This window comes from Aggregatibacter sp. Marseille-P9115 (genome assembly GCF_920939465.1).
GTDB classification, from domain to species: domain Bacteria; phylum Pseudomonadota; class Gammaproteobacteria; order Enterobacterales; family Pasteurellaceae; genus Aggregatibacter; species Aggregatibacter segnis_B.
The window spans coordinates 761,795-785,090 of record NZ_OV100759.1; the positions used below are offsets into that span (position 1 = coordinate 761,795).

A 23,296-nucleotide genomic window follows, 5' to 3' on the forward strand; every position below is an offset into this window, starting at 1 on the left:
CCATTAATTAAATCAAATTAAACGAAAAAATTGTTCTAATGCGTCTAACTGCGCCGAAGCGGAAGTGATCGCATTAAAATCTTGTTTGAAAACAGAATGAGGTTGAATATCCTGTAAATACCAAGCGATATGCTTACGTGCGATTCGGTAACCTTTTTCATCACCGTAAAACTGATGCAGCTCACGGATATGTTGCAAAATTACACCGCACTTTTCTTCTAAACTTGGTTCGGTCACGATCGAATTGTGTTCCACCAACCCCACCATGGTTTGAAACACCCAAGGTCGGCCTAACACCCCTCGACCGATCATTACGCCATCTGCCCCCGTATAATCGAGCACAAATTTGGCTTGTTGTGGGGAAATCATATCGCCATTGGCAATCACCGGAATGGAAACAGCTTGTTTTACCGCTTTAATCGAGTCATATTCCGCGACGCCCTCAAATTTACAGGCACGCGTGCGACCATGCACGGTTAACGCTTGAATGCCACTTTGCTCTGCGATTTTAGCAATCTCGACACAATTTCGATTTTCCGTATCCCAACCGGTGCGAATCTTCAACGTTACCGGAACATTGACAGATTTCACGACGCTCTCAAGAATCTGTTGAACTAACTCGGGATATTGCAAAAGGGCGGATCCCGCCATTTTACGATTCACCTTTTTCGCCGGACAGCCCATATTAATATCAATAATTTGAGCGCCGTATTCCACGTTCACTTGAGCGGCTTGCGCCATTTCATCGGGATCGGAACCCGCAATTTGTACGGCATTGATACCGGCATCTTGGTGGTGCGCTAAGCGCAATTTCGATTTTTCGGTATGCCACACTTGCGGATTGGTTGACATCATTTCTGAAAAGGTTAAACCTGCTCCGTAATGGGCGCAGATTTTACGGAAAGGTTGATCGGTGATTCCCGCCATGGGTGCCAATAAAATGCGATTTTTTAATTGATAATGACCAATGCGCATTATGACTCCGCAACTTTCCCATAACTTGACCAAACTCGGCTGCCAACCGACAAGGTGCGCTATCATACGCACTTTTAATGCGTTTGCAAAGGGTAATTTTTATACAAATTATAAATTTTTTAGATTCAATTCAATTTGCCAAATTTCTGCAAAAATTTGCCACAAAAGAATTGACTTTGATAGGTAAATTGTCTCGTTTATTGAGTACCGTAAAACAAAAAGTGCGGTGAAAAACATGATATTTTTCCACCGCACTTTTTAGTTTTATCGTACGTTGACGTTTATGCCGCGTTACGCTTTTAGCTTACCGGTAATTCGGCACCATTCTTCGCATTCAGCCACCGGCGCCAACACAAAGCGCTCGGCGTAGGCATCACACACGGATTGCGCTTGTGTGGCTAAAATGCCCGACAAGCCCAAATCCCCGTTTGGTTTCACCAACTGGCTAATCACCGGGTAAAGCTCTTTTAATGGTCCCGCCAGAATATTCGCCACCACCACATCGGCTTTCAAGTCCGACGGTTTTGCATCAGATAAAAACAGTTGCAAGCGATCCGCCACACCATTTTGTTCTGCATTGTTGCGGCTGGCTAAAATCGCTTGCGGATCGATATCAATACCGACCGCACTTTTTGCGCCCAGCTTCAATGCCGCAATGGCTAAGATGCCGGAGCCACAACCAAAGTCGATCACGGTTTTATCTTTCAAATCTAAACTATCAAGCCATTCCAAGCAAAGTGCCGTAGTCGGGTGCGTCCCCGTACCAAACGCCAAGCCCGGATCAAGCATAACGTTCACGGCATTCGGATCCGGCACGTCGCGCCAGCTTGGGCAAATCCACAAGCGCTGACCAAATTGCATTGGATGGAAATTATCCATCCACTCACGCTCCCAGTCTTTGTCTTCGATTTGTTCGATTTTATAGGCGGTATGTTCATTTAAATGGCTCGCCTGTTTAAGTGCCTCCACCACCACATTCATATCGGTTTCTGCATCAAATAAAGCAATCACATCGGTGTTGCCCCACAAGCGGGTTTCTCCCGGCAAGGGTTCAAAAATCGGAGTATCTTGGCTGTCCATAAAAGTAACGGACACCGAGCCGATTTCTTCTAAAAAATCACTGATTTGCTCTGCCTTTTCGTTAGTACTGTTTAGGCGAATTTGAATCCAAGCCATGTTTATTCCTATATATTTTATGATGAATGGCGCTTCTCACCGATTTTATTCCCAATCAAAAATGCCGCTAAGCCAAAGACGAGAGACGGCACAATCGGGTTGAAGCCAAAGAGTTTAATGCCAAATTGGGTGAATAAAATAAACGAAATCAAGCCAACCAACATGGAGCTAACCGCACCGTAAGCATTGGCTTTGTCCCAATAAAGTCCGAGAACGATGACCCATAAAAATGCGGCTTCAAGTCCACCAAAGGCAAACAGGTTCAGCCAAATGATCATATCTGGCGGATTAAGAGACGCGAAAATTAAAAGTGCGGTCAAAATTAACGTAATAACGGAGGAAATTCGACCAATCCGTTTTTGGTTTTGCACTGCCTGCGGTTTTGCTGCCAAATACAGGTCTTTCACAAAAATAGAAGACGATTGAATCAGCTGCGCATCCACCGTGGACATAATCGCCGACATTGGTGCCGCAAGGAAAATCCCCGCCACAATTGGTGGCAACACTTGCAACATCAGGCTTGGAATCACCTTGTCCGATACCGTTAAATCCGGCACGATGGCGCGCCCCAATGCGCCCGCCAAGTGCATACCGAACATGATAATCGTCAACACGATCGTACCAATAAGCATACCGTTATGCAGGGCTTTGCTGTCTTTAAACGCCATGCAGCGCACGGCTGTGTGCGGCAAGCCCACCACACCAAAACAAACCAAAATCCAGAAAGAGGCCATAAATTGGAAATCCAGCATCTCATTCGGTCCGTACGGGCTGACGAGGCTTGGATCAATTTCAGTTAATTTTTTGACCGCACTTTCCACGCCACCTACCTGATAAATCACGCCGACTAATAACACAATCGTGCCGAGAATCATCACGGTACCTTGGATCGTGTCCGTTAACACCACGGCACGGAACCCGCCGATGAAGGTATAAATCCCCACGGTTAAAGCGAAAATTAACAAAGCTTGGGTGTAAGGAATACCAATGGTGGTTTCCAATAAACGGGCACCACCGATAAATTGCACGGTCATCGCCGCAAAGAACGCGATCAACAACGCGACACAGGCAATCCATACCAAATATTTGTTTTTATAGCGATAAAGTAATAAATCGTTGATGGTCAACGCATTGGTCTCACGGGAAAGCAAAGCAAATTTTTTCCCTAACGCACCAAGCGCCAACCACACGGCAGGTACTTGGATCATGGCAAGCAAGACCCAGCCTAAGCCGTATTTATACGCCGCACCGGGGCCACCAATAAAGGAACTGGCACTGGCATAGGTAGAGGCTGTCGTCATGGCGAGCACGAAGCCCGTCATAGAACGGTTGCCCACATAATATTCGGAAAGAAAATCCCCGCCTTTCTGACGTTTGACATAAGCATAAATCGCTGCACCAAAGACAAAGGCTAAATAAATGATGAGCGGAAAAATAATCCCTAGGTTCATTGGTGACGCTCCGTTGTCGAATGTTGTTTTTTCTCTTCCACATCCAGCGGAATATCCTGAAACACAATTTTAATCAGCCAATACGCGACCACAATAAACAGAATCGGCAGGTAAATGCAGGCCAGTTCAAACCACAGAGGAAAACCAATTGGGCCTTGTGTACCTTTTGGCAAGTAAGCACATAAGCACCAACCAATCACATAAAGCAAAGTTAAGCCAAATGCCCAACGGGCTTCTTTGGTCGCTTGTTTATAACGTTGTTGTAAGTCCATATATCATTCCTAAATAAAAAAAGTGGACTGAGATCCACTTTTTCTATTAATGCTACGTTTTATTCGTGCATACCTAATTTTTTCTCCAAATAGTGGATATTTGTGCCACCTTTTTGGAAGTTTTCGTCTGCTAAAATCAGATCATGCAACGGAATATTCGTTTTAATACCGTCAATGATGGTTTCTGATAAGGCATTTTGCATACGACGGATCGCGACTTCACGGGTATCGCCGTAAGTAATCAATTTCGCAATCATGGAATCATAATGCGGAGGAACCGTGTAACCTGCGTAAACATGAGAATCCCAACGCACGCCTAAACCACCCGGGGAATGTAAATGCGCCACTTTACCCGGTGAAGGCAAGAAGGTTTTTGGATCTTCTGCATTGATACGACATTCCATCGCATGGCCTTTGACTTTAATGTCTTCTTGTTTGAAAGAAATCGGCAAGCCCGCTGCAATACGCAATTGCTCCTTCACCAAGTCCACTCCAGTAATCATTTCCGTCACAGGATGTTCCACTTGAATACGGGTATTCATTTCAATGAAATAGAACTCACCGTTTTCATATAAGAATTCAAACGTACCGGCACCACGATAGCCAATTTCCACACAAGCCTTCGCACAGCGGGAACCGATATCACGACGAACTTCTTCGGTGATACCCGGTGCCGGAGCTTCTTCCACCACTTTTTGGTGGCGACGTTGCATAGAGCAATCACGCTCTGCCAAGTAAACCGCATTGCCATGGGTGTCCGCTAATACTTGGATTTCCACATGGCGTGGGTTTTCCAAATATTTTTCCATGTAAACCATGTCATTGTTGAAAGCCGCTTTCGCTTCGGCTTTCGTCATGGCAATAGATTCTTCCAACGCCTCTTCGCTACGCACTACACGCATACCACGACCACCGCCGCCACCGGAGGCTTTGATAATGATCGGATAGCCAATACGTTTCGCGATTTCTTTGTTTTTCGCGATGTCAGAGGTTAATGGGCCATCAGAACCCGGTACGCAAGGCACACCGGCTTTTTTCATGGCGTTAATCGCGGACACTTTGTCGCCCATCAAACGAATCACATCGGCAGTTGGTCCGATAAACGTGAAACCGGAGCTTTCTACCTGTTCGGCGAAATCCGCATTTTCGGAAAGAAAACCATAGCCTGGGTGAATAGCATCAGCGCCGGTCACTTCAGCTGCGGCAATAATTGCCGGAATATTTAAATAACTTTTTGCAGATTGAGCAGGACCGATACACACGGTTTCATCTGCAAGCAGAACGTGTTTTAACTCACGGTCTGCTGTGGAGTGTACCGCAACGGTTTTAATGCCTAATTCTTTGCAGGCGCGCAAAATTCGCAGTGCAATTTCACCACGATTGGCGATAACAACTTTTTCTAACATAATAAATCCATTCTTGTTTAAATTATGGTGTGCTATGTTAATTATTCGATAATAATCAACGGCTCATCAAATTCGACAGGCTCACCATCATTTACCAAAATAGCTTTTACTACACCTGCTTTATCTGCTTCAATACGGTTCATCATTTTCATCGCTTCAACGATGCAAAGTGCATCACCTACTTTTACGGTTTGACCCACTTCAACAAACGCTTTCGCTTCAGGGCTTGGACTACGATAGAACGTTCCTACCATCGGAGAACGAATCTTATGACCAGCAACTTCTTCAGGTGCAGCAGCAGGGGCTGCCGGCGCGGCAGCTGGTGCAACAGGCGCCGCAACCGGAGCCGGTGCAGCTGCTGGAATGGAATACTGAACATTTGCCGGAGCGGCAACAGTGGCACGACTAATACGTACAGAACCCTCTTCTTCTGAAACTTCGAGTTCCGTAATACCGGATTCTTCCACTAATTCAATCAGTTTTTTAATTTTACGAATGTCCATAGTTTTTTCCTAAAATATGCTAGATTTTGACCGCACTTTTGAAAAAAGCACGGTATGGATTAAGATAAATTTTCGCCCGAGAGATTACCTCAAAATCATTATTTTGGCGATAAAATTCTGCGATTTTTTGCTAAATTTCGCCGATCTTCACTTTTTTGAAAGATAATTTACGGCAAACTGTAATGCGAAATCATACCCTTGCGCACCACAGCCACAAATCACACTTTCCGCTACATCACTAAAATAGGAATGATGACGAAACGGTTCTCGTTTATGAATATTGGATAAATGCACTTCAACGAAAGGAATGCCAACGGCAAGTAACGCATCACGCAACGCCACACTGGTGTGGGTATAGGCCGCGGGATTGATGATAATAAAATCCACTTTTTGAAAGCTTTGGTGAATTTTCTCAATTAATTTTTCTTCGCTATTGGCTTGAAAACAATCCAGTGCAACTTCCTGTTTTGCCGCTTGTTGTTGCAAATGCCGTTCAATTTCCGCTAAGGATAAATGCCCGTAATGACCTGGCTCACGCACACCCAACATATTCAAGTTCGGGCCATTTAACAGCAAAATGTTGTATTTTGATGACATATCACATTCCTTTTTATTGCGCGCATTATAATGATTTTTCGCTTTCGGCTGGTCTAATCTGTAAAAACGCCACTATAAAAAACATCAGAAAAAATGACCGCACTTTTAATCTAAAATAACTTCGGTAATGAATTCCGAATCCAAGCCAACGACAGGTAATTCCGACCCCGGCCAGGTTCTGACGACTTGGTAATCCATTAAATCCAGTGTGTCTAAGCCCGGCGTGACATTTGGCGTATATTGTTTTGCCATACGCGCCAGTTGGGTTAAACCGAAGCTACTTTCAATGCTGGAACTGATAACCGCTTTAATACCTAACGCATGCGCCTGCGCAATCAACTCAGCGCAACGTTCAATAGAGCCCACCAAAGTCGGTTTAATCACAATCGCCGCCAAGTGCGGTTCTTTTTCCACACGAAAATCAGGTTCTCGTACACTTTCATCCCAGGCAATGTTAATGCCGGTTTCTGCCGCAAATTGACGACTTTCCTCACGGGTTTTGCAAGGTTCTTCAATAAATTGAATGCGCGCACGATGCTCAGGTTTCACATATTTAGCAAACATTTGCGCTTTAGCCGGCGTCCAGCTACGGTTGGCATCTAGCCGTAATTGCAAATCCGGAATCGCTTCTAACAACATGTCGGCAATGAGGCCATCACGATTGGCTTCATACATCCCCACTTTCACTTTCGCGACTTTTTCGCCCTGCATTTGATCCAGCGGTTCATAAAGCTCATCCGGGTCGCCATAACATAAAGGCGCCGTTTGATAGTTGCCTTCGTCACCCAAACGTCCTTTCATTTCCATCAACGCACAACTGAGCCCGAACGCCACAGAAGGATATAAATCCGCCGTTAAATCCAATTTCACGTTGCAACTGCGGGATTGATCCCATTTTTCCAGCCATTCGATGGCTTGGGCTTGCGCTTGGTCTAAGGTTTCATGGCTAAACTCCGGCAACGGCGCAATTTCACCCCAACCTTCATTTTGCCCACAGCACACTTTTACCAAAAGACCTTCGCGCTTTTTCAAAAAGCGATTACGCAAAATCAATTGAGAATCCACCGGAATGGAATAACGGAAAAGTTGGTAACGACGATGTTGAATGGCGCAATCTTTCTTTTCATAGAAAATTTTGCCCACCTCTTGAATATGTGCCAGTAAAACCGGATCGGTAATCTTGTCATAAATGACTAAATCGAATTTATACGGAACGGTAGTTTGCGACAGAGTTTGCTGTATGTCGTGCAACATGGCGTCAGTAATGCCATCGCCTTTTAAGGCTAAATCAATGTCCGAGTCTTCACGAAAATTCCCCTTCCCGCGCGAGCCAAATAAAATTGCTGTTTCAACCTGAGGGAAATGGCGTAAATGCCAACCGATGTTTTTAATGATTGTTTCTGTTAAACCGAAATCCATCGCCTTTACCTATACAATTACAGAAAAGAAATTATTGTGCTTTCAATAACAAAAGTGCGGTCGATTTAAAAAAATATTTTTAAAAACGACCGCACTTTTTATTTTAAGGATTGCGCTTAAATTTACCGAAGTCCGGCGCGCGTTTTTCATTGAAGGCATTGCGACCTTCTTGGCCTTCTTCCGTCATATAGAACAACATGGTGGCGTTCCCGGCAAGTTCTTGAAGACCGGATTGACCGTCGCAGTCGGCATTTAATGCGGCTTTCAAACAACGCAAGGCAATTGGGCTGTTGCGTAGCATTTCACGGCACCAACGCACGGTTTCTTTTTCTAACTCAGCGTAAGGCACCACTGTGTTCACCAAGCCCATGTCTAGAGCTTCTTGTGCATTGTATTGACGGCATAAGAACCAAATTTCACGCGCTTTTTTCTGACCAACGATACGCGCCATATAGCTTGCGCCCCAACCGCCATCAAAAGAACCCACTTTCGGGCCGGTTTGGCCGTAAATGGCGTTGTCTGCGGAAATGGTAAGATCACACATCATGTGTAATACGTGGCCACCACCAATGGCATAACCTGCCACCATCGCCACCACCGGTTTCGGGCAAGTACGAATATCACGTTGGAAATCCAACACGTTGAGATGATGCACGCCGCTATCGTCTTTATAACCACCGTAATCGCCACGTACTTTTTGGTCACCGCCGGAACAGAACGCTTTTTCACCTTCACCGGTCAACACGATAACGCCGATTTTTTCGTCAAAACGGGCATCGGCAAAAGCGGTGATCATTTCTTTCACAGTTTGCGGACGGAAAGCATTGCGCACTTCCGGACGATTGATGGTGATTTTGGCAATGCCGTCGGTGGATTTGTGATAACGAATGTCGGTGTAACCCGCACTGTGATCAACCCACTCAACCGGCGCATATAAAACATCATCTTTTGGATTTTGCATGAGGAATTCCTTTAATTTAAGGTTAAAAAAGTGTGGTCATTATAGCGGAAGTTTCTGAAATCTGAAAACGAAAAGGGTCGGTATTCACCGACCCTCAAAGACAAAATGAAATTAGTTTTTCGCTTTTGCCGCAGCTTTCACGATCACCGCAAAGGCAGGGGCTTTTAAGGACGCGCCACCCACTAATGCACCGTCAATATCCGGTTGGGTGAACAATTCTGCTGCGTTAGCATCGTTAACAGAACCGCCGTATTGAATGATCACTTGATCAGCAACCGCTTGGGATTTTTTCGCAATGTGACCACGAATGAATGCGTGCACGGCTTGTGCTTGTGCCGGAGTCGCAGATTTGCCGGTACCGATTGCCCAAATTGGTTCATACGCAATCACCGCACCGTTAAAGGCTTCTACGCCCAATAGGTTGATAACAGCATCAATTTGACGCGCGCAAACTTCTTCGGTTTTGCCTGCTTCATTTTCCGCTTCGGATTCACCGATACACAACACAGGCACCAAGCCGGCTTCTTTTAACGCACCAAATTTTTTCGCCACAAATTCATCACTTTCTTTGTGATAAGTACGACGCTCGGAGTGACCAATAATGATGTATTTCGCGCCAAAATCTTTCAACATTTCAGTGGAGATATCACCAGTGAAAGCACCTTTCACATTCACGTCCACGTTTTGCGCGCCTAATTGGATGATATTTTGACCGCCACAGCTACAACCACAGCCTGATAATAATTTTTCAGCTTCCCCCAAATACATGACCGGTGGGGCAATTGCCACATCACAACCGGTGACACCATGCAATTCTTCTTTTAAGCCGGTGATCAATTCACGAGTGAAGGCTTTGCTACCGTTTAATTTCCAGTTACCCATAACTAAAGGACGACGAGCCATTTTGTTTCTCCTTAATATGATTGAATAAAAACTGCGCCTACTATAACAAAAAACGCCTGCTTTTTTTGGTAAAAAATCACAGTTCTAAAAAATTTTCTTTGTAACAGATGATTCTTTTGGGCTAAAAAGATACAATCTACTGTATAAATTTAACAAAAAATGACCGATTGCCTCATGATTAAAATTTTTAAAGCTGAACAATGGAACCTAGAAACACTCCTACCGCTATTTGAAGAATATCGTCTTTCTCAGGGCATGACAGAAAATCCGGAACGTACGCTCACCTTTCTTTCCAACCGTATTCGTTTTAGTGAAAGTATTTTTTTCCTCGCTCTCGATCAATCTCAACAAGCGCTTGGTTTCATTCAACTTTATCCTCGCCTTTCTTCGCTACAATTACAGCGCTACTGGCAATTAACGGATATTTTCGTGCGCCAAGGCAATCAATCAAATGACATTTACACCGCACTCATCGCCAAAGCCAAAGAATTCGTCAGCTACACACAATCCACACGATTAGTGGTAGAACAAGATCGACAGCAACATCATTTGCTGGAGCAAGAGGGGTTCCGCTTAAACCCGAAAAAATCTGTGTTTGAATTGAATTTAGTGGGGTAATGATAAACGAAAAGTGCGGTTGAAATTTGTTGTGAATTTCAACCGCACTTTTTATTTTAGAAAACAAGCGTAGAGATAGGCATAAAACCTACCCCGACATGTCAAATTAAATAATCCGCGAAAATTGCTGTTGTTTTGCTTGTGCGCGTGAATACGTATCAAAACACAAACAAATATTACGAATCAACAAGCGTCCTTTTGCGGAAACCGTGATTTGCTCCTCACCAATATCCAATAAACCATCAGCAGCCAAAGGTGCTAGCAAGGCCAAATCTTCTGCAAAGTGTTGTTTAAAATCAATATTGTACTGTTTTTCTAATAGGGCATACACTAGTTTAAAGTTGCAAATCAATTGCTTAATGACATCACGACGCAAACAATCTTCTTCTGACATGGCTAAACCTTTATGTAAGGCAATGCCATTGGTATCCACCGCGGTATAATATTCCTTCAAATCCTTTTGATTTTGCGCATAGGTATCGCCCAATAAGCTGATTGCCGACACACCCAGCCCCAACAAATCGCATTCTTCCTGCGTCGTATAGCCTTGGAAATTACGATGCAACACGCCATTTTGCTGCGCAATAGCAAGTTCATCATCCGGTTTGGCAAAATGATCCATACCAATAAACTTATAACCTGCACTGCCCAGCGTTTCGATGGTTTTTTGCAAAATTTCCAGCTTCGTCTCCGGTTTCGGCAACTGCCAATCTTTTATTTTGGCTTGTCCGGCGAAACGGCTTGGCAAATGGGCATAGTTAAATACGCTCAATCGATCAGGGTTGAGTTCAATGACTTTTTTCAAGGTGAACATAAAGCTCTCAACACTCTGGAATGGCAAACCATAAATCAAATCTAGGTTAGTCGACTGAAAACCGAGCTCACGAGCGCGCATCAACAGCGCATTCACAAAGGTTTCATCCTGCTCGCGATTCACCGCTTTCTGCACGTCTTTATTGAAATCTTGCACGCCCATACTGATGCGGTTAAACCCGATGTTACGCAAATGTTCTAACATCGAAAGCTCAATTTCACGGGGATCCATTTCAATACTGATTTCTGCGTTATCGGCGATATTAAAATTGTCGCGCAACATTTGCATTAAACGGGCAGATTGTGCCTCCGTTAAATATGTTGGCGTACCACCGCCCCAATGCACTTGCGTTGCCACACGATTTGTAAATAATGTTGACCGCTCTTTTATTTCTCGTTCCAAAAAATCCAAGTAAATATCTGCTTTGTGCTGATGGCGCGTAATGACCTTATTACAGGCGCAGAAATAACAAAGTTTGTGGCAAAACGGAATGTGTACATATAATGACAACGGACGTGTTGGATAACGTTGTGCCGCGGCAATAAAGTCATCATTCGTATACTGTTCGTTAAACTCAAGCGCTGTCGGATAGGATGTGTAGCGCGGACCGGATTGATTATATTTTTGAATTAATGCTAAATCCCAAATGATCTCAGACATTCAATTTTCCCCACGTTTATAATGTTTGGATATCCGTTAGAAGTCGGTTTAGTTCTGACTTAATCTTACTTTCAAGCTCCGCTTCTGTGCTTTCACGCTGTAAATCCAAACGCATTCTTTCGTTCTTTTTTAATTCTCTGCGAGCCTCATGGGTCGGCATATCTTCGACCGTTTCATACAATCGCCACATGGCAGAATAATGTTTGAGGCTCATGCCCACCGGTTCGAGTAGCATTTTCAAACGCAATACACCTTCTGACAAATTGCAATCACCGTTCAACATGGCTTTCGCAATAATTTCAAGGCTTTCTTTAATGCGATGAATACGGTTTCGGCGCGCTTGCAACAGTGCTTTTTTCTGCTTTTGCAACGCCAACAACAAATACGCGGCATAACCGACCATACCGGCAATGATGATGACAGCTGCAATGAGTAAAAACGTTTTCCACATAATTTAAAGATACTTATTTAAATTGGTTGATGTCGATTCGTTCAAAAGTGCGGTATAAATCTTCATCGTTTTCTTCATCATCCGCAATGCCTAATTCGTCCATTAATTGGGCGACACGCGCCAAACAGGCATCCACAAATTTTTGATCTTCGGCAGACAATTTTTTGCCTTCGTCCAATTGATCCAGCAATTGATTCAAACATTCGTTATTTTCTAACTGTTCTAATTCAAGCATCGGATCCAAGGTTGCTTTTGGCTCAGATTTTGTGGCTGATACTGCTTGCGCTTTTTGCGATTTATTGACGAACTCCACCATCAACGGTACTTTTTTACGGCTACCGATTCGTGGGTCCTGAATTTCTTTTACTTGATTCGCTGCTTTATTTTCCGGCGCACTATGACGAGAACCGGAATCCAATCCTTTATGCTTACGTTTTTTCTTCTCTTCACGGGCTTTCGCATCCAGTTCATAACGTGTCGCTTTGCGGCCGGAAAGGGGTTGTTCCGGTTTCTTATCGGATTTGCGGGCCGGCATGATATCTGTAAGGCGGCGAGTCTTTTTCTGACGGGACATAACTTATCTCTTGACTAATAAAATTGAGCGGCGATTGTATCACTCCGCAGGAAATTTAACGAGGGATATTAAAAAATGCTGAAAAAAAAATGACCGCACTTTTAATCATCAAACTTCGCTTCAGTCATCAATTGTTGCGCTAATTTCGCTTCTTTCTGCTGCCCACGGCGCTTTTGAAAAAACGCACTGAGTTTTTCACTGCATTCCTGCTGCAACACACCAGCGGTGATTTCGATGACATGATTCATTTTGTAATCATCAAAGAAATGGAAACGGGAACCCACTGCCCCGGTTTTATAGTCAGCCGCGCCAAACACTAAGCGCTTAATACGGCTATGCAAAATCGCCCCGGCGCACATGGTGCAAGGCTCAAGGGTGACGTATAAGGTTGCGTTCAACAAGCGGTAATTTTGTAAGGTTTGTCCACCTTGGCGTAGAGCAACAATTTCGGCGTGCGCCGTGGGATCAGAATCAATGATCGATAAATTCCATCCCTCACCAATAATTTCACCCTCCTCGCTCACTAACACGGCTCCCACAGGAATTTCACCCAAGGCTTCTGCTTTATCTGCCAGCGTTAAGGCGTGGCGCATAAATTGTTCATCTAATTGATGTTGCAATTCAGTCATGAGGTTCTTCAGATGAAAAGTGCGGTAGATTTTAAAAACGTTTTTAAAACCGACCGCACTTTGTTAGACGGAAAACGGATATTTAATCGGTTCGTGGCATTGATAACCCGTGACCTTGAAATCATCCATGGTGACCCAGGTTTCTAGGTCTTCTAAAGATTTAATGTCAGGATTAATTTCCAACTGCGGTGACGGGAAAGGATCACGTTTTAATTGCACATCACGCATGAGTGCCAACTGGTCTTCATAAATGTGCGCATTCACAATGTGATGGAACGCTTGCCCTGCTTTTTTGCCGGTAATTTGTGCCATTAACGCCAAGAAGGTAAACACTTGGATTTGGTTGAAATTCAAGCCAAGCGGGACATCACAAGAGCGCTGATAACTGGTGAGATATAACGTATCACCCAGCAAGGAAAACGTATGTGTGTGCATGCAAGGGCGCAAACAACCCAAATCAAATTCACCTGGATTATAGAACGTCAGAATCTCACCGCGGTCATCAATGCCTTTGCTGAGGTTATTGACGATTTTACGCAACTGATCGAGATGTTCGCCATTCGGCTTGCGCCAGCTTCGGCCCTGCACGCCATATACGCGCCCCATGTCATCCATGCCTTTGCGGTGCGGATTATTGAGCCAAGCCTGATTTTCATTGGCATTGGCATCCCAGGTTTTGGTACCTAGCTTGCGGAAGTCGGCGGCATTGTCATAACCGCGAATATAGCCTAGAAATTCTGCAATCGCTGCTTTCCAATAACTTTTACGGGTGGTAATCAACGGAAATTGATTATTTGCCACATCGTAAGTCAAACCAGCGTTAATCACGGTCAAACAGCGTTTGCCGGTACGTTCGTTTTCTACCCAAACGCCTTCGTTAACAATGCGTTGGCACAAATCTAAATATTGTTTCATTTTTTCACCGCACTTTTGTTGTATGCCCAAAGCATAATGAAAACACCGCCAAGCATCATTGGCAGACAAAGAAGTTGGCCTCTTGTGATCACATCAAGAAACAGCTCTACATCAGGTTCGCGCACATATTCAATCATAAAACGGAAAACGCCATAACCGATGAGGAAGAGGCCGGCAACCGATCCCATTGGACGTGGTTTACGAATAAACCAATTCAAAATAAGGAACAACACCAAACCTTCTAACACCGCTTCATATAATTGAGACGGATGGCGTGGTAATAATAGCGGATCTGTCGGAAAAATCATTGCCCAAGGCACGTCCGTTGCACGTCCCCATAATTCTAAATTGATGAAATTACCAATACGTCCCATCCCTAAACCAAACGGAATTAACGGTGCCACAAAGTCTGCTGTCGCCCAAAAGCTGCGTTTTTGTATTTTAGAGGTAATGACCATGGCAATAATCACGCCAATTAAGCCACCATGAAAAGACATACCGCCTTCCCAAACTCGAAATAAATACAGCGGGTCCTGTAAAAAACGATCAAAATTATAAAAGAAGACATCACCAATTCGACCGCCTAAAAAGACGCCCATGAAACCATTAAAGAGTAAAGAATCGACTTGATCTACCGTCCAACCGCTGTTTGCTTGTTGAGCTCGGCGCACACCTAACCAACGAGCAAAAATAAAACCGAGTAAATACATTAATCCATACCAGCGCAAACCGATGGGACCAAATTCAAAAATTGCCGGATCGAAATGCGGTAATACAAGGTAATCTGAATTCATAACGTTCCTTATTTCAATAACATATTAATCGCCACCACAATTAAAAAGGCAGCAAACGCTTTCTTCAAAGTCGGCACCGGGAGTTTATTCGTCGCGTTGGCGCCAAGTTTAGAGGTAAAAAATGAGGTGATCGTGATGCCCAATACAGCCGGGAAATATACGAAACCGACCGAATAAGGCGGCATACCTTGCGCATTCCAACCGCTCACCATAAAACTTAACATTCCCGCAATCCCCATCAACATGCCGCAGAAAGCGGAAGTACCGATAGCTTTTTTAATATCTACGTTGCGAGAATTTAAAAACGGCACAATAAATCCGCCACCGCCAATACCGGCAACACTTGATGCCATGCCAATCAAAGCACCGCCAATAATCGAGGATAAAGGCGTAATTTTTTTATTCGGGTCGATATTTTTCGGTTTAATAGACAAAATCATTTTAGCGGCTAAGTAAACAACTAAGCAGGCAAACAACTTACTGGAAATGTCATGAGGCAATTTACTGATGTATTGTCCTGAAATGAAGGCACTGATCATTAATGCAGGGGCAAAATACTTCAAGGTTGACCAAACAACATTGCCAAGTTTGTGGTGTCGTTGTGCAGAAGAAAAAGCGGTAACTACGATAGTCGCAAAGGAAGTGCCAAGTGCGGTGGACATTAAGAGTGAATCCGGTACGCCGACAATTGGTAGCAAATAAACCATCATCGGCACAATCACCATGCCGCCACCAATGCCGAATAAACCAGCTAAAAAGCCGGCAACACAACCGGCAAGCAAACAAAAGAGGAAGAAGGTTAACATAATTATCTCTTATACTTTTGTGATGAATGTTTAGAATGCTTTGAATGGGTCTGTTTTGGCGTTGAAAAGGTATTCTTTTTCTCTTCTACTGCGCTAGAGTCTGTCCGCAATAACAAGTCTTTGTTATTTTCATCAAATAACACCGTAGCAAACTCTTTCATCGCTTTACGATAGACATCTCTTTTGAAAGAGACCACTTGACGCACCGGATACCAGAAACTCACCCAACGCCAACCGTCAAACTCCGGTGTTTTACTGCATTGCATGTTGATATTTTTAGTATCACTGACTAACTGTAATAAAAACCAGCGTTGTTTCTGCCCGATACAAATAGGCTTGGAATCATAACGTAGCAGGCGTTTTGGCAATTTATAACGCAGCCAATGCTTAGAGGCATAGAGCACTCGTACATCTTTGCGTGTTAATCCTACTTCCTCAAACAATTCTCGGTACATCGCTTGTTCCGGCGTTTCATTATCATTAATCCCGCCTTGCGGAAATTGCCAAGAATTCTGTCCGTATCTTTTCGCCCACAGCACTTGCCCTTTGTCGTTGCAAATAACAATGCCTACATTCGGACGGTAGCCATCGAAATCGATCACTATCGTATCCTTAAAATTCAGTTAATTTTTTAAATTGGAATAGCGACAAATTGTTTCATAAACTCCCCTTTCGGGCAACTCATTTAGCAAGAAACGGGGAGAGGTAGGGCATTTAAGAAATGTTTAAATGCTCTTTTTAAGCATAAATTTCACATTAGATGAGATAACTTTAGAGGCAAGAACTTAATAGCATTTGCGTTGATAAGCATGAAGCACAACGCTAAAAAAGAAAAACCTTATCAATTGACTTCATTGATAAGGTTTAAAATTTGGTGGAGATAATCGGGATCGAACCGACGACCTCTTGAATGCCATTCAAGCGCTCTCCCAACTGAGCTATATCCCCGTAAGTGGCGGCTATGATAAATTCCGCCCCTTGGTCTGTCAATATTAAATTTTTAATTCATTGCCATCAGATTAAATATTAAACGTTTTGTGCCTTAATAAAATCAATGGCTCGTTGAATACGATTTAATACGCGATCACGCCCGATACCCACAAGGGTGACATCCATAGACGGCGATTGCCCCGCGCCGGTCACGGCCACGCGCAGCGGCATCCCCACTTTGCCCATGCCAACCTCTAATTCGGCAGCGGTTTGTTCAATGGCTTCGTGAGTAGAATGCAAATCCCAAGTGGAAAGTGTGGTCAGTTTTTCTTTTACTTTTTCAAGAGCTTCTACCGCGCCCGCTTTGAAATGTTTTTTCACTGCGGCTTCATCGAAAGTTTCAAACTCTTCAAAGAAATAACGACTGGCAAGCGCCATTTCACGTAACGTTTTACAACGATCCGCAAGCATGGTGATGATTTCCGTTAATGCCGGGCCATTGGAAGTGTCAATGCCTAAATCCTGATATTGCCATGCTAAATGTTTTGCGACGTAGTCCGCTGGCAATTCACGAATGTAATGATGGTTCAACCACAATAATTTTTCGGTGTTAAAGGCACTAGCAGATTTACTCACGGAGTGTAAATCAAATAAATCAATCATTTCTTGGCGGGTGAAAATTTCCTGATCACCGTGCCCCCAACCCAAACGCACCAAATAGTTAATCAGCGCTTCCGGCAAATAACCTTCGTCACGATATTGCATCACGCTCACGGCGCCATGACGTTTAGAAAGTTTTTGTCCATCGTCACCGTTAATCATGGAAACGTGCGCATACACCGGAATCGGTGCACCAAGGGCTTTCAAAATGTTAATTTGACGAGGGGTGTTATTAATATGGTCTTCACCGCGCACAACGTGGGTGATGCCCATATCCCAGTCATCTACCACCACGCAGAAGTTATAGGTCGGAGAACCGTCGGTACGGCGGATAATCAAGTCATCCAATTCGCTGTTGCTGATTTCAATGCGTCCACGCACCGCGTCATCAAATACCACAGACCCCTCAGTTGGGTTTTTAAAACGCACAACATGCGGTTCATCAGCAGAATGTTCAGCGTGATCGTGTAAACAATGGCGGTCATAACGCGGTTTTTCTTTATTTTGTTCTTGTGTATGACGTAATGTTTCCAAACGTTCTTTGGTACAGTAACAACGGTATGCCAAACCTTGCTCAATCATTTGATCGATAACTTGGTTATAACGGTCAAAACGCTTAGTTTGATAATAAGGGCCATGCTCCCAGGCCAAATCTAACCATTCCATCGCTTCTAAAATCGCCTGAGTGGCTTCCGGCGTAGAACGTTCCAAATCGGTATCTTCAATACGCAACACAAATTCGCCGTGATTGTGTTTAGCGTATAACCAGGAATAAAGTGCGGTACGCGCGCCCCCAACGTGTAAATAACCGGTTGGGCTTGGTGCAAAACGGGTACGTACCTTCACGTTTGGATCCAAATCAAATAATGCTTCTAATTTCATTTTATAACCTTTTTCTGTGCAAATAATTGTGCGGTATTGTACTACGAGTTGTTTGAATTCATAAGGAAAAATCTGTTTTTATGCCTATTTTTAAAACAACCAACGGATTTTTGGCAAAAATTTGTTGACTGAAATCATTGAGCAATTATAATGCACGCTCACAACATTGAGGGCGATTAGCTCAGTTGGGAGAGCACCTCCCTTACAAGGAGGGGGTCACTGGTTCGAGACCGGTATCGCCCACCACTTTCAAGGTTTCTCAGTGTTGTCAATGTAACGACGTGGGCGATTAGCTCAGTTGGGAGAGCACCTCCCTTACAAGGAGGGGGTCACTGGTTCGAGACCGGTATCGCCCACCACTTCTTTACATACTTCCCTATTTTAAGATTCTAACGTGGGCGATTAGCTCAGTTGGGAGAGCACCTCCCTTACAAGGAGGGGGTCACTGGTTCGAGACCGGTATCGCCCACCACTTAAAATCTTAAAATACCGATTCGTCGGGCGATTAGCTCAGTTGGGAGAGCACCTCCCTTACAAGGAGGGGGTCACTGGTTCGAGACCGGTATCGCCCACCACTTCATTTATAATTTCGTGTATCTTAATTTCTCCTAATGCTTTATCCTATCAATCTAAAAAAAGACAGAATAAGAGGAGATTTTTATATGAATTTACAAATTAACGCTAAAAACGAAGATTTATTAAAATAACGGTCAATGACACAAAAAGTGCGGTCACAAAAAGCAAATTTTTTGTTGATCGCCTTTTTTGTTTCTGTGATATATTTTTTAACCAATTTCACCAATCACAAATCAGAGGATTCTATGGCACTTTGGGGTGGGCGCTTTACGCAGGCGGCGGACAAGCGTTTTAAAAATTTTAACGATTCATTACGCTTTGACTATCGCCTTGCCGAGCAAGATATTGAGGGCTCCATCGGCTGGTCGAAGGCTTTGGTTTCCGTCAATATTTTAAGCGCACAAGAACAACAACAATTAGAACAGGCACTGAACGAATTATTGATTGAAGTACGGTCAAATCCGCAAGCGATTTTACAAGATGATGCGGAAGACATTCACAGTTGGGTGGAAAGTAAACTTATTAACAAAGTGGGCAATTTAGGTAAAAAACTGCACACCGGTCGCAGCCGTAACGACCAAGTGGCGCTCGACATCAAAATGTGGTGTAAAAAACGGGTGACCGAATTACAACATTCCCTTCGCGAATTACAACGCAAATTGGTGCTCACCGCAGAAAATAACCAAGAGGCAGTGATGCCTGGCTACACCCACCTACAACGTGCCCAACCGATTACCTTTGCACATTGGTGCATGGCCTATGTTGAAATGTTGGATCGCGATTATTCCCGTTTAGCCGATGCTTACCGCCGCATGAACAGCTGTCCGCTAGGCAGTGGCGCCCTTGCCGGTACGGCGTATCCTATCGATCGCGAACAGCTCGCCAAAGATTTGGATTTCGCATTTGCGACCCGTAACAGCTTAGACAGCGTCTCCGATCGCGATCATATCGTCGAACTGCTTTCTGCCGCCTCGCTGAGCATGGTGCATTTATCCCGTTTCGCTGAAGATATGATTATTTTCAACAGCGGCGAATCTAACTTTGTGGAACTCTCCGATCGCGTGACGTCCGGCTCTTCCCTCATGCCACAGAAGAAAAACCCTGATGCCTGCGAATTAATTCGTGGTAAAGCTGGTCGTGTTATTGGCGCATTAAATGGCATGTTAATGACCTTAAAAGGTTTACCGTTGGCGTATAACAAAGATATGCAGGAAGACAAAGAAGGCATTTTCGATGCATTGGACACTTGGCAAGATTGCTTAGACATGGCGTCATTAGTGTTAGACGACATCAAAGTGAACGTGAAACGCACTCGCGAATCGGCTCTTAAAGGCTATTCCAACGCCACTGAATTAGCCGATTATTTAGTTGCCAAAGGCGTACCATTCCGTGATTCCCATCACATTGTGGGCGAAACCGTGGTGTATGCCATCAAGCAACACAAGGCCTTAGAAGACCTGACGATTCCTGAATTCCGTCAATTCTGTGAAAAAGTGTCGGACGATGTGTATGACATTCTTTCTTTACAATCTTGCTTAGACAAACGCGCCGCCAAAGGTGGAGTATCACCGTTGCGTATCGCAGAAGCCATTGCAGAAGCAAAAGCAAGATTTGCCTAACATCTCTTCTAAAATGCGGTCATAAAAAAGTTTATTTTTATGACCGCACTTTTCTTTCAAAAAACCACTAAAAATAAATCCAATCTAACAAACAAACCTATTTTTTAGATAAAAAATAAAATAAGTTAAAAACATAAAATAATTTAATTGTTTTTTCGTAAAAACATTTGAAAGCATATGATTTCCTGTTGCATAGTAATTCTGACTTAGCAATATAGCCAAGCGAAAATAAATAAAGCAAACACCAACATACTATCCACAGGAGAAATTCTTATGTCTCACGCAGTTGCCTCACTCGAAGAATTCTTAGCAAAAGTCGAACAACGTGACGGAAATCAACCGGAATTTTTACAAGCGATACGCGAAGTATTCACGTCTATTTGGTCATTCCTTGAGAAAAACCCGAAATACCGCTCTGAAGCCTTATTAGAACGTTTAGTTGAGCCGGAACGCATTATTCAATTCCGCGTAGCATGGACAGATGACAAAGGTGAGGTGCAAGTCAACCGCGCCTTCCGCATTCAATTTAACAGCGCTATCGGTCCTTTCAAAGGTGGCATGCGTTTTCACCCGTCCGTCAACCAATCCATTTTAAAATTCTTAGGCTTTGAGCAAATCTTCAAAAATGCTTTAACCACATTGCCAATGGGCGGTGCCAAAGGCGGTTCCGACTTTGATCCAAAAGGCAAAAGCGATGCAGAAGTCATGCGCTTCTGCCAAGCCTTAATGACTGAACTTTATCGCCACATCGGCCCAGATACAGATGTGCCGGCAGGTGATATTGGTGTCGGTGCGCGTGAAGTGGGTTATTTAACCGGCATGATGAAAAAACTCTCCAATCAAACCGGCTGTGTCTTTACCGGCAAAGGCTTGAGCTTCGGCGGCAGCTTAATTCGTCCGGAAGCCACCGGCTATGGTTTGGTTTATTTCGTCCAAGCTATGCTGGCAGAAAAAGGTCAAGATTTGAAAGGCAAAACCGTCGCGGTTTCCGGCTCCGGCAACGTGGCACAATATGCGATTGAAAAAGCCCTGCAACTAGGCGCTAAAGTCATTAGCTGTTCCGACTCATCCGGCACCGTTGTGGATGAAGAAGGCTTCACTCAAGAAAAATTAGCCGCTTTAATGGACATCAAAAATGTCAAACGCGGTCGTGTAAAAGATTACGCCGATCTCTTTGGCTTGAAATATGTCGCCGGTGCTCGGCCGTGGCATTTAAAAGTCGATATTGCACTCCCATGTGCCACCCAAAACGAATTAGCATTAAGCGATGCACAAGCCTTGATTGCCAATGGCGTTCAAGTCGTAGCCGAAGGTGCCAATATGCCAACCACCATTGAAGCCACCAATGCTTTTATTGACGCCGGTGTACTCTTCGGACCGGGCAAAGCAGCAAACGCAGGTGGCGTCGCCACTTCCGGTTTGGAAATGTCGCAAAACGCACAACGTTTAAGTTGGACAAGAGAAGAGGTGGATGCAAAATTGCATCGCATTATGTTAGACATTCATACTAACTGTAAAAAATACGGCAGTGATGCGCAAGGTAACATCAACTATGTGGTGGGTGCGAACGTCGCCGGTTTCGTTAAAGTAGCTGATGCCATGTTGGCGCAAGGCGTGTATTAATCGACACGAAAAACATCTCAAAAAACGACCGCACTTTTGAGGGCAACAAAAAGTGCGGTATTTTTTAAGCTAATTTTGTTATGAGACAGCACATTTTGTTCTAAAAATGAGGTCGGTGGAATATTGAAATTAGCGGAGTTATGGTGTTAAATCTGCACTTATTCTATGGTTATTCTACACAAGGGTTAAACAAATTTATGTGCCAATTATTGGGAATGAACTGCAATACGCCGACGGATATTGTGTTTTCATTTGAAGGATTTCGTCATCGCGCCGGACTCACAGATTCCCATTCAGACGGATTTGGTATCGCTTTTTTTGAAGGCAAAGGCGTGCGTATTTTCCGCGACAATAAACCTGGCCACATTTCCCCTATCGCGGATTGCGTGAAACAATACCACATCAAATCCCTCAACGTCATTTCGCATATTCGTAAAGCGACGCAAGGCGATGTAAACCTTGAAAATACCCATCCATTTATCCGTGAGATCTGGGGTGAAAATTGGGTTTTTGCCCATAATGGCAACTTAACCGAACTGCCCGACATGAGCGAATCCTTCTGTCAACCTATCGGCAGCACTGATTCAGAAACTGCTTTCTGTTACATGGCAGAACAATTAAAAAATCGCTTTCGCAAAAAGCCAAACGAAGAACAGATTTTTCAAGCCGTGCAAGATATCAGCAACAAACTCGCAGAGCATGGCACCTTTAACTTTATCCTGTCTAACGGCGAATGGATGATTGCCCGTTGTTCCACTAACCTACACTATCTCACCCGTAAAGCCCCATTTGGCAAAGCACAACGTGTTGATGATGACGGTGTCATCGACTTCAATGAATACGCCAAAGAGGGCGATAAAGTCACGATCATTACTACCGTGCCGCTCACCAAAGACGAAGTCTGGCGCAAAATGGAAAACGGTGGATTTGTCTTCTTCAAAAATGGGGAAAAAGTGTGGGAAATCATCGGCACGCCGAGAACAGAAATGATTGATGATGGGACGTTAGGCACGGCTAAAGTTGCCTAACCCGGCTCATACAAAAAGTACGGTCGAAAAAACAATGATTTTTTCCGACCGCAC

The 23,296-nt window shown here is 44.1% G+C and carries 23 protein-coding genes, 5 tRNA genes and 1 pseudogene; 8 read left to right on the plus strand and 21 right to left on the minus strand.

What is annotated here, in order from left to right; all coding sequences use genetic code 11:
* Positions 1 to 12: 12 nt before the first annotated feature.
* The 11 genes and pseudogenes from dusB to tpiA all read right to left on the minus strand — a co-directional run bounded on the left by dusB (position 13) and on the right by tpiA (position 9,663).
* Positions 13 to 975: a tRNA dihydrouridine synthase DusB gene (gene dusB / locus LQ983_RS03465; RefSeq protein ID WP_230621663.1), complete on the minus strand. Its 963-nt coding sequence runs from the start codon at positions 973 to 975 to the stop codon at positions 13 to 15.
* Between the two features lie 291 nt (positions 976 to 1,266).
* Positions 1,267 to 2,151, minus strand: coding sequence for a 50S ribosomal protein L11 methyltransferase (prmA, locus tag LQ983_RS03470; protein WP_230621665.1), 885 nt, complete (start codon positions 2,149 to 2,151; stop codon positions 1,267 to 1,269).
* Between the two features lie 17 nt (positions 2,152 to 2,168).
* Positions 2,169 to 3,602 (minus strand): sodium/pantothenate symporter, encoded by a 1,434-nt coding sequence (gene panF / locus LQ983_RS03475; protein WP_230621667.1) that lies wholly within the window; start codon positions 3,600 to 3,602, stop codon positions 2,169 to 2,171.
* Positions 3,599 to 3,874: a YhdT family protein gene (locus tag LQ983_RS03480; protein WP_230621669.1), complete on the minus strand. Its 276-nt coding sequence runs from the start codon at positions 3,872 to 3,874 to the stop codon at positions 3,599 to 3,601. Before LQ983_RS03480 ends, panF begins: the two co-directional genes overlap by 4 nt.
* A gap of 59 nt (positions 3,875 to 3,933) precedes the next feature.
* Entirely contained in the window at positions 3,934 to 5,280 is a 1,347-nt protein-coding gene (gene accC, locus LQ983_RS03485; protein WP_006717078.1) for an acetyl-CoA carboxylase biotin carboxylase subunit, read from the minus strand.
* Between the two features lie 41 nt (positions 5,281 to 5,321).
* Positions 5,322 to 5,783 carry an acetyl-CoA carboxylase biotin carboxyl carrier protein gene (gene accB, locus LQ983_RS03490; RefSeq protein ID WP_230621670.1) on the minus strand — a complete coding sequence of 154 codons (462 nt, stop codon included), beginning with the start codon at positions 5,781 to 5,783 and terminating at the stop codon, positions 5,322 to 5,324.
* A 147-nt stretch (positions 5,784 to 5,930) separates the two neighbouring features.
* Complete coding sequence (gene aroQ, locus LQ983_RS03495; RefSeq protein ID WP_230621674.1) at positions 5,931 to 6,380, minus strand: type II 3-dehydroquinate dehydratase; 450 nt, start codon at positions 6,378 to 6,380, stop codon at positions 5,931 to 5,933.
* A 105-nt stretch (positions 6,381 to 6,485) separates the two neighbouring features.
* Entirely contained in the window at positions 6,486 to 7,487 is a 1,002-nt protein-coding gene (gene menC / locus LQ983_RS03500; protein WP_230622597.1) for an o-succinylbenzoate synthase, read from the minus strand.
* 21 nt (positions 7,488 to 7,508) lie between these two features.
* Positions 7,509 to 7,799: pseudogene (locus LQ983_RS03505) on the minus strand (nucleotidyltransferase domain-containing protein); the annotation flags it as partial.
* Between the two features lie 103 nt (positions 7,800 to 7,902).
* Positions 7,903 to 8,760 (minus strand): 1,4-dihydroxy-2-naphthoyl-CoA synthase, encoded by an 858-nt coding sequence (gene menB / locus LQ983_RS03510; RefSeq protein WP_005701557.1) that lies wholly within the window; start codon positions 8,758 to 8,760, stop codon positions 7,903 to 7,905.
* A 111-nt stretch (positions 8,761 to 8,871) separates the two neighbouring features.
* The gene (tpiA, locus tag LQ983_RS03515) at positions 8,872 to 9,663 is read right to left on the minus strand and encodes a triose-phosphate isomerase (RefSeq protein ID WP_109103942.1); all 792 of its coding nucleotides are present in this window, start codon (positions 9,661 to 9,663) and stop codon (positions 8,872 to 8,874) included.
* A 174-nt stretch (positions 9,664 to 9,837) separates the two neighbouring features.
* Between tpiA and LQ983_RS03520 the strand changes: the two genes are divergently transcribed.
* Positions 9,838 to 10,281, plus strand: coding sequence for a GNAT family N-acetyltransferase (locus LQ983_RS03520; protein ID WP_109859234.1), 444 nt, complete (start codon positions 9,838 to 9,840; stop codon positions 10,279 to 10,281).
* Positions 10,282 to 10,387: 106 nt separating this feature from the next.
* Here the strand turns inward: LQ983_RS03520 and hemN are convergent, their stop codons facing one another.
* The 10 genes from hemN to gltX form a co-directional block, all read right to left on the minus strand.
* Entirely contained in the window at positions 10,388 to 11,755 is a 1,368-nt protein-coding gene (gene hemN / locus LQ983_RS03525) for an oxygen-independent coproporphyrinogen III oxidase (RefSeq protein ID WP_230621675.1), read from the minus strand.
* Positions 11,756 to 11,771: 16 nt separating this feature from the next.
* The gene (locus tag LQ983_RS03530; protein ID WP_006717057.1) at positions 11,772 to 12,206 is read right to left on the minus strand and encodes a DUF2489 domain-containing protein; all 435 of its coding nucleotides are present in this window, start codon (positions 12,204 to 12,206) and stop codon (positions 11,772 to 11,774) included.
* A 13-nt stretch (positions 12,207 to 12,219) separates the two neighbouring features.
* The gene (gene yihI, locus LQ983_RS03535; protein WP_111295801.1) at positions 12,220 to 12,780 is read right to left on the minus strand and encodes a Der GTPase-activating protein YihI; all 561 of its coding nucleotides are present in this window, start codon (positions 12,778 to 12,780) and stop codon (positions 12,220 to 12,222) included.
* A 101-nt stretch (positions 12,781 to 12,881) separates the two neighbouring features.
* Positions 12,882 to 13,409 carry a tRNA adenosine(34) deaminase TadA gene (gene tadA / locus LQ983_RS03540; RefSeq protein WP_230621677.1) on the minus strand — a complete coding sequence of 176 codons (528 nt, stop codon included), beginning with the start codon at positions 13,407 to 13,409 and terminating at the stop codon, positions 12,882 to 12,884.
* A 63-nt stretch (positions 13,410 to 13,472) separates the two neighbouring features.
* Positions 13,473 to 14,324: a thymidylate synthase gene (locus tag LQ983_RS03545; protein ID WP_230621678.1), complete on the minus strand. Its 852-nt coding sequence runs from the start codon at positions 14,322 to 14,324 to the stop codon at positions 13,473 to 13,475.
* Positions 14,321 to 15,118, minus strand: a complete 798-nt coding sequence (gene lgt / locus LQ983_RS03550) for a prolipoprotein diacylglyceryl transferase (RefSeq protein ID WP_230621680.1) — start codon at positions 15,116 to 15,118, stop codon at positions 14,321 to 14,323. The genes LQ983_RS03545 and lgt overlap by 4 nt, the downstream gene beginning before the upstream one ends.
* Positions 15,119 to 15,126: 8 nt before the next feature.
* Positions 15,127 to 15,924: a sulfite exporter TauE/SafE family protein gene (locus LQ983_RS03555; RefSeq protein ID WP_111295793.1), complete on the minus strand. Its 798-nt coding sequence runs from the start codon at positions 15,922 to 15,924 to the stop codon at positions 15,127 to 15,129.
* A 2-nt stretch (positions 15,925 to 15,926) separates the two neighbouring features.
* The gene (gene rppH, locus LQ983_RS03560; protein WP_111295791.1) at positions 15,927 to 16,526 is read right to left on the minus strand and encodes an RNA pyrophosphohydrolase; all 600 of its coding nucleotides are present in this window, start codon (positions 16,524 to 16,526) and stop codon (positions 15,927 to 15,929) included.
* A gap of 270 nt (positions 16,527 to 16,796) precedes the next feature.
* Positions 16,797 to 16,872: transfer RNA gene (locus LQ983_RS03565), tRNA-Ala, on the minus strand.
* A 78-nt stretch (positions 16,873 to 16,950) separates the two neighbouring features.
* On the minus strand, positions 16,951 to 18,396 hold the full coding sequence (gene gltX / locus LQ983_RS03570; protein WP_230621681.1) for a glutamate--tRNA ligase: 1,446 nt from the start codon (positions 18,394 to 18,396) through the stop codon (positions 16,951 to 16,953).
* Positions 18,397 to 18,566: 170 nt separating this feature from the next.
* On the opposite strand from gltX, the gene LQ983_RS03575 reads away from it, so the two are divergent.
* From LQ983_RS03575 to LQ983_RS03605, 7 genes are all read left to right on the plus strand, one after another.
* A tRNA-Val gene (locus LQ983_RS03575) sits at positions 18,567 to 18,642 on the plus strand.
* Between the two features lie 37 nt (positions 18,643 to 18,679).
* A tRNA-Val gene (locus LQ983_RS03580) sits at positions 18,680 to 18,755 on the plus strand.
* A gap of 37 nt (positions 18,756 to 18,792) precedes the next feature.
* Positions 18,793 to 18,868: transfer RNA gene (locus LQ983_RS03585), tRNA-Val, on the plus strand.
* Positions 18,869 to 18,895: 27 nt separating this feature from the next.
* Positions 18,896 to 18,971: transfer RNA gene (locus tag LQ983_RS03590), tRNA-Val, on the plus strand.
* 246 nt (positions 18,972 to 19,217) lie between these two features.
* Complete coding sequence (argH, locus tag LQ983_RS03595; protein ID WP_230622598.1) at positions 19,218 to 20,591, plus strand: argininosuccinate lyase; 1,374 nt, start codon at positions 19,218 to 19,220, stop codon at positions 20,589 to 20,591.
* 273 nt (positions 20,592 to 20,864) lie between these two features.
* Positions 20,865 to 22,214, plus strand: coding sequence for an NADP-specific glutamate dehydrogenase (gene gdhA, locus LQ983_RS03600; RefSeq protein WP_230621682.1), 1,350 nt, complete (start codon positions 20,865 to 20,867; stop codon positions 22,212 to 22,214).
* 197 nt (positions 22,215 to 22,411) lie between these two features.
* The gene (locus LQ983_RS03605) at positions 22,412 to 23,242 is read left to right on the plus strand and encodes a class II glutamine amidotransferase (protein WP_230622599.1); all 831 of its coding nucleotides are present in this window, start codon (positions 22,412 to 22,414) and stop codon (positions 23,240 to 23,242) included.
* Positions 23,243 to 23,296 lie beyond the last annotated feature (54 nt).

What these genes read in the sequence shown, in the direction of transcription:
- LQ983_RS03605 (WP_230622599.1), top strand. Translation starts at nt 22,412, where the DNA reads ATGTGCCAATTATTGGGAATGAACTGCAATACGCCGACGGATATTGTG.
- panF (WP_230621667.1), bottom strand. Translation starts at nt 3,602, where the DNA reads ATGAACCTAGGGATTATTTTTCCGCTCATCATTTATTTAGCCTTTGTC.
- LQ983_RS03530 (WP_006717057.1), bottom strand. Translation starts at nt 12,206, where the DNA reads ATGTGGAAAACGTTTTTACTCATTGCAGCTGTCATCATCATTGCCGGT.
- menB (WP_005701557.1), bottom strand. Translation starts at nt 8,760, where the DNA reads ATGCAAAATCCAAAAGATGATGTTTTATATGCGCCGGTTGAGTGGGTT.
- hemN (WP_230621675.1), bottom strand. Translation starts at nt 11,755, where the DNA reads ATGTCTGAGATCATTTGGGATTTAGCATTAATTCAAAAATATAATCAA.
- tpiA (WP_109103942.1), bottom strand. Translation starts at nt 9,663, where the DNA reads ATGGCTCGTCGTCCTTTAGTTATGGGTAACTGGAAATTAAACGGTAGC.
- LQ983_RS03545 (WP_230621678.1), bottom strand. Translation starts at nt 14,324, where the DNA reads ATGAAACAATATTTAGATTTGTGCCAACGCATTGTTAACGAAGGCGTT.
- tadA (WP_230621677.1), bottom strand. Translation starts at nt 13,409, where the DNA reads ATGACTGAATTGCAACATCAATTAGATGAACAATTTATGCGCCACGCC.
- LQ983_RS03520 (WP_109859234.1), top strand. Translation starts at nt 9,838, where the DNA reads ATGATTAAAATTTTTAAAGCTGAACAATGGAACCTAGAAACACTCCTA.
- argH (WP_230622598.1), top strand. Translation starts at nt 19,218, where the DNA reads ATGGCACTTTGGGGTGGGCGCTTTACGCAGGCGGCGGACAAGCGTTTT.
- prmA (WP_230621665.1), bottom strand. Translation starts at nt 2,151, where the DNA reads ATGGCTTGGATTCAAATTCGCCTAAACAGTACTAACGAAAAGGCAGAG.
- accB (WP_230621670.1), bottom strand. Translation starts at nt 5,783, where the DNA reads ATGGACATTCGTAAAATTAAAAAACTGATTGAATTAGTGGAAGAATCC.
- lgt (WP_230621680.1), bottom strand. Translation starts at nt 15,118, where the DNA reads ATGAATTCAGATTACCTTGTATTACCGCATTTCGATCCGGCAATTTTT.
- LQ983_RS03555 (WP_111295793.1), bottom strand. Translation starts at nt 15,924, where the DNA reads ATGTTAACCTTCTTCCTCTTTTGTTTGCTTGCCGGTTGTGTTGCCGGC.
- LQ983_RS03480 (WP_230621669.1), bottom strand. Translation starts at nt 3,874, where the DNA reads ATGGACTTACAACAACGTTATAAACAAGCGACCAAAGAAGCCCGTTGG.
- aroQ (WP_230621674.1), bottom strand. Translation starts at nt 6,380, where the DNA reads ATGTCATCAAAATACAACATTTTGCTGTTAAATGGCCCGAACTTGAAT.
- yihI (WP_111295801.1), bottom strand. Translation starts at nt 12,780, where the DNA reads ATGTCCCGTCAGAAAAAGACTCGCCGCCTTACAGATATCATGCCGGCC.
- gltX (WP_230621681.1), bottom strand. Translation starts at nt 18,396, where the DNA reads ATGAAATTAGAAGCATTATTTGATTTGGATCCAAACGTGAAGGTACGT.
- dusB (WP_230621663.1), bottom strand. Translation starts at nt 975, where the DNA reads ATGCGCATTGGTCATTATCAATTAAAAAATCGCATTTTATTGGCACCC.
- accC (WP_006717078.1), bottom strand. Translation starts at nt 5,280, where the DNA reads ATGTTAGAAAAAGTTGTTATCGCCAATCGTGGTGAAATTGCACTGCGA.
- gdhA (WP_230621682.1), top strand. Translation starts at nt 20,865, where the DNA reads ATGTCTCACGCAGTTGCCTCACTCGAAGAATTCTTAGCAAAAGTCGAA.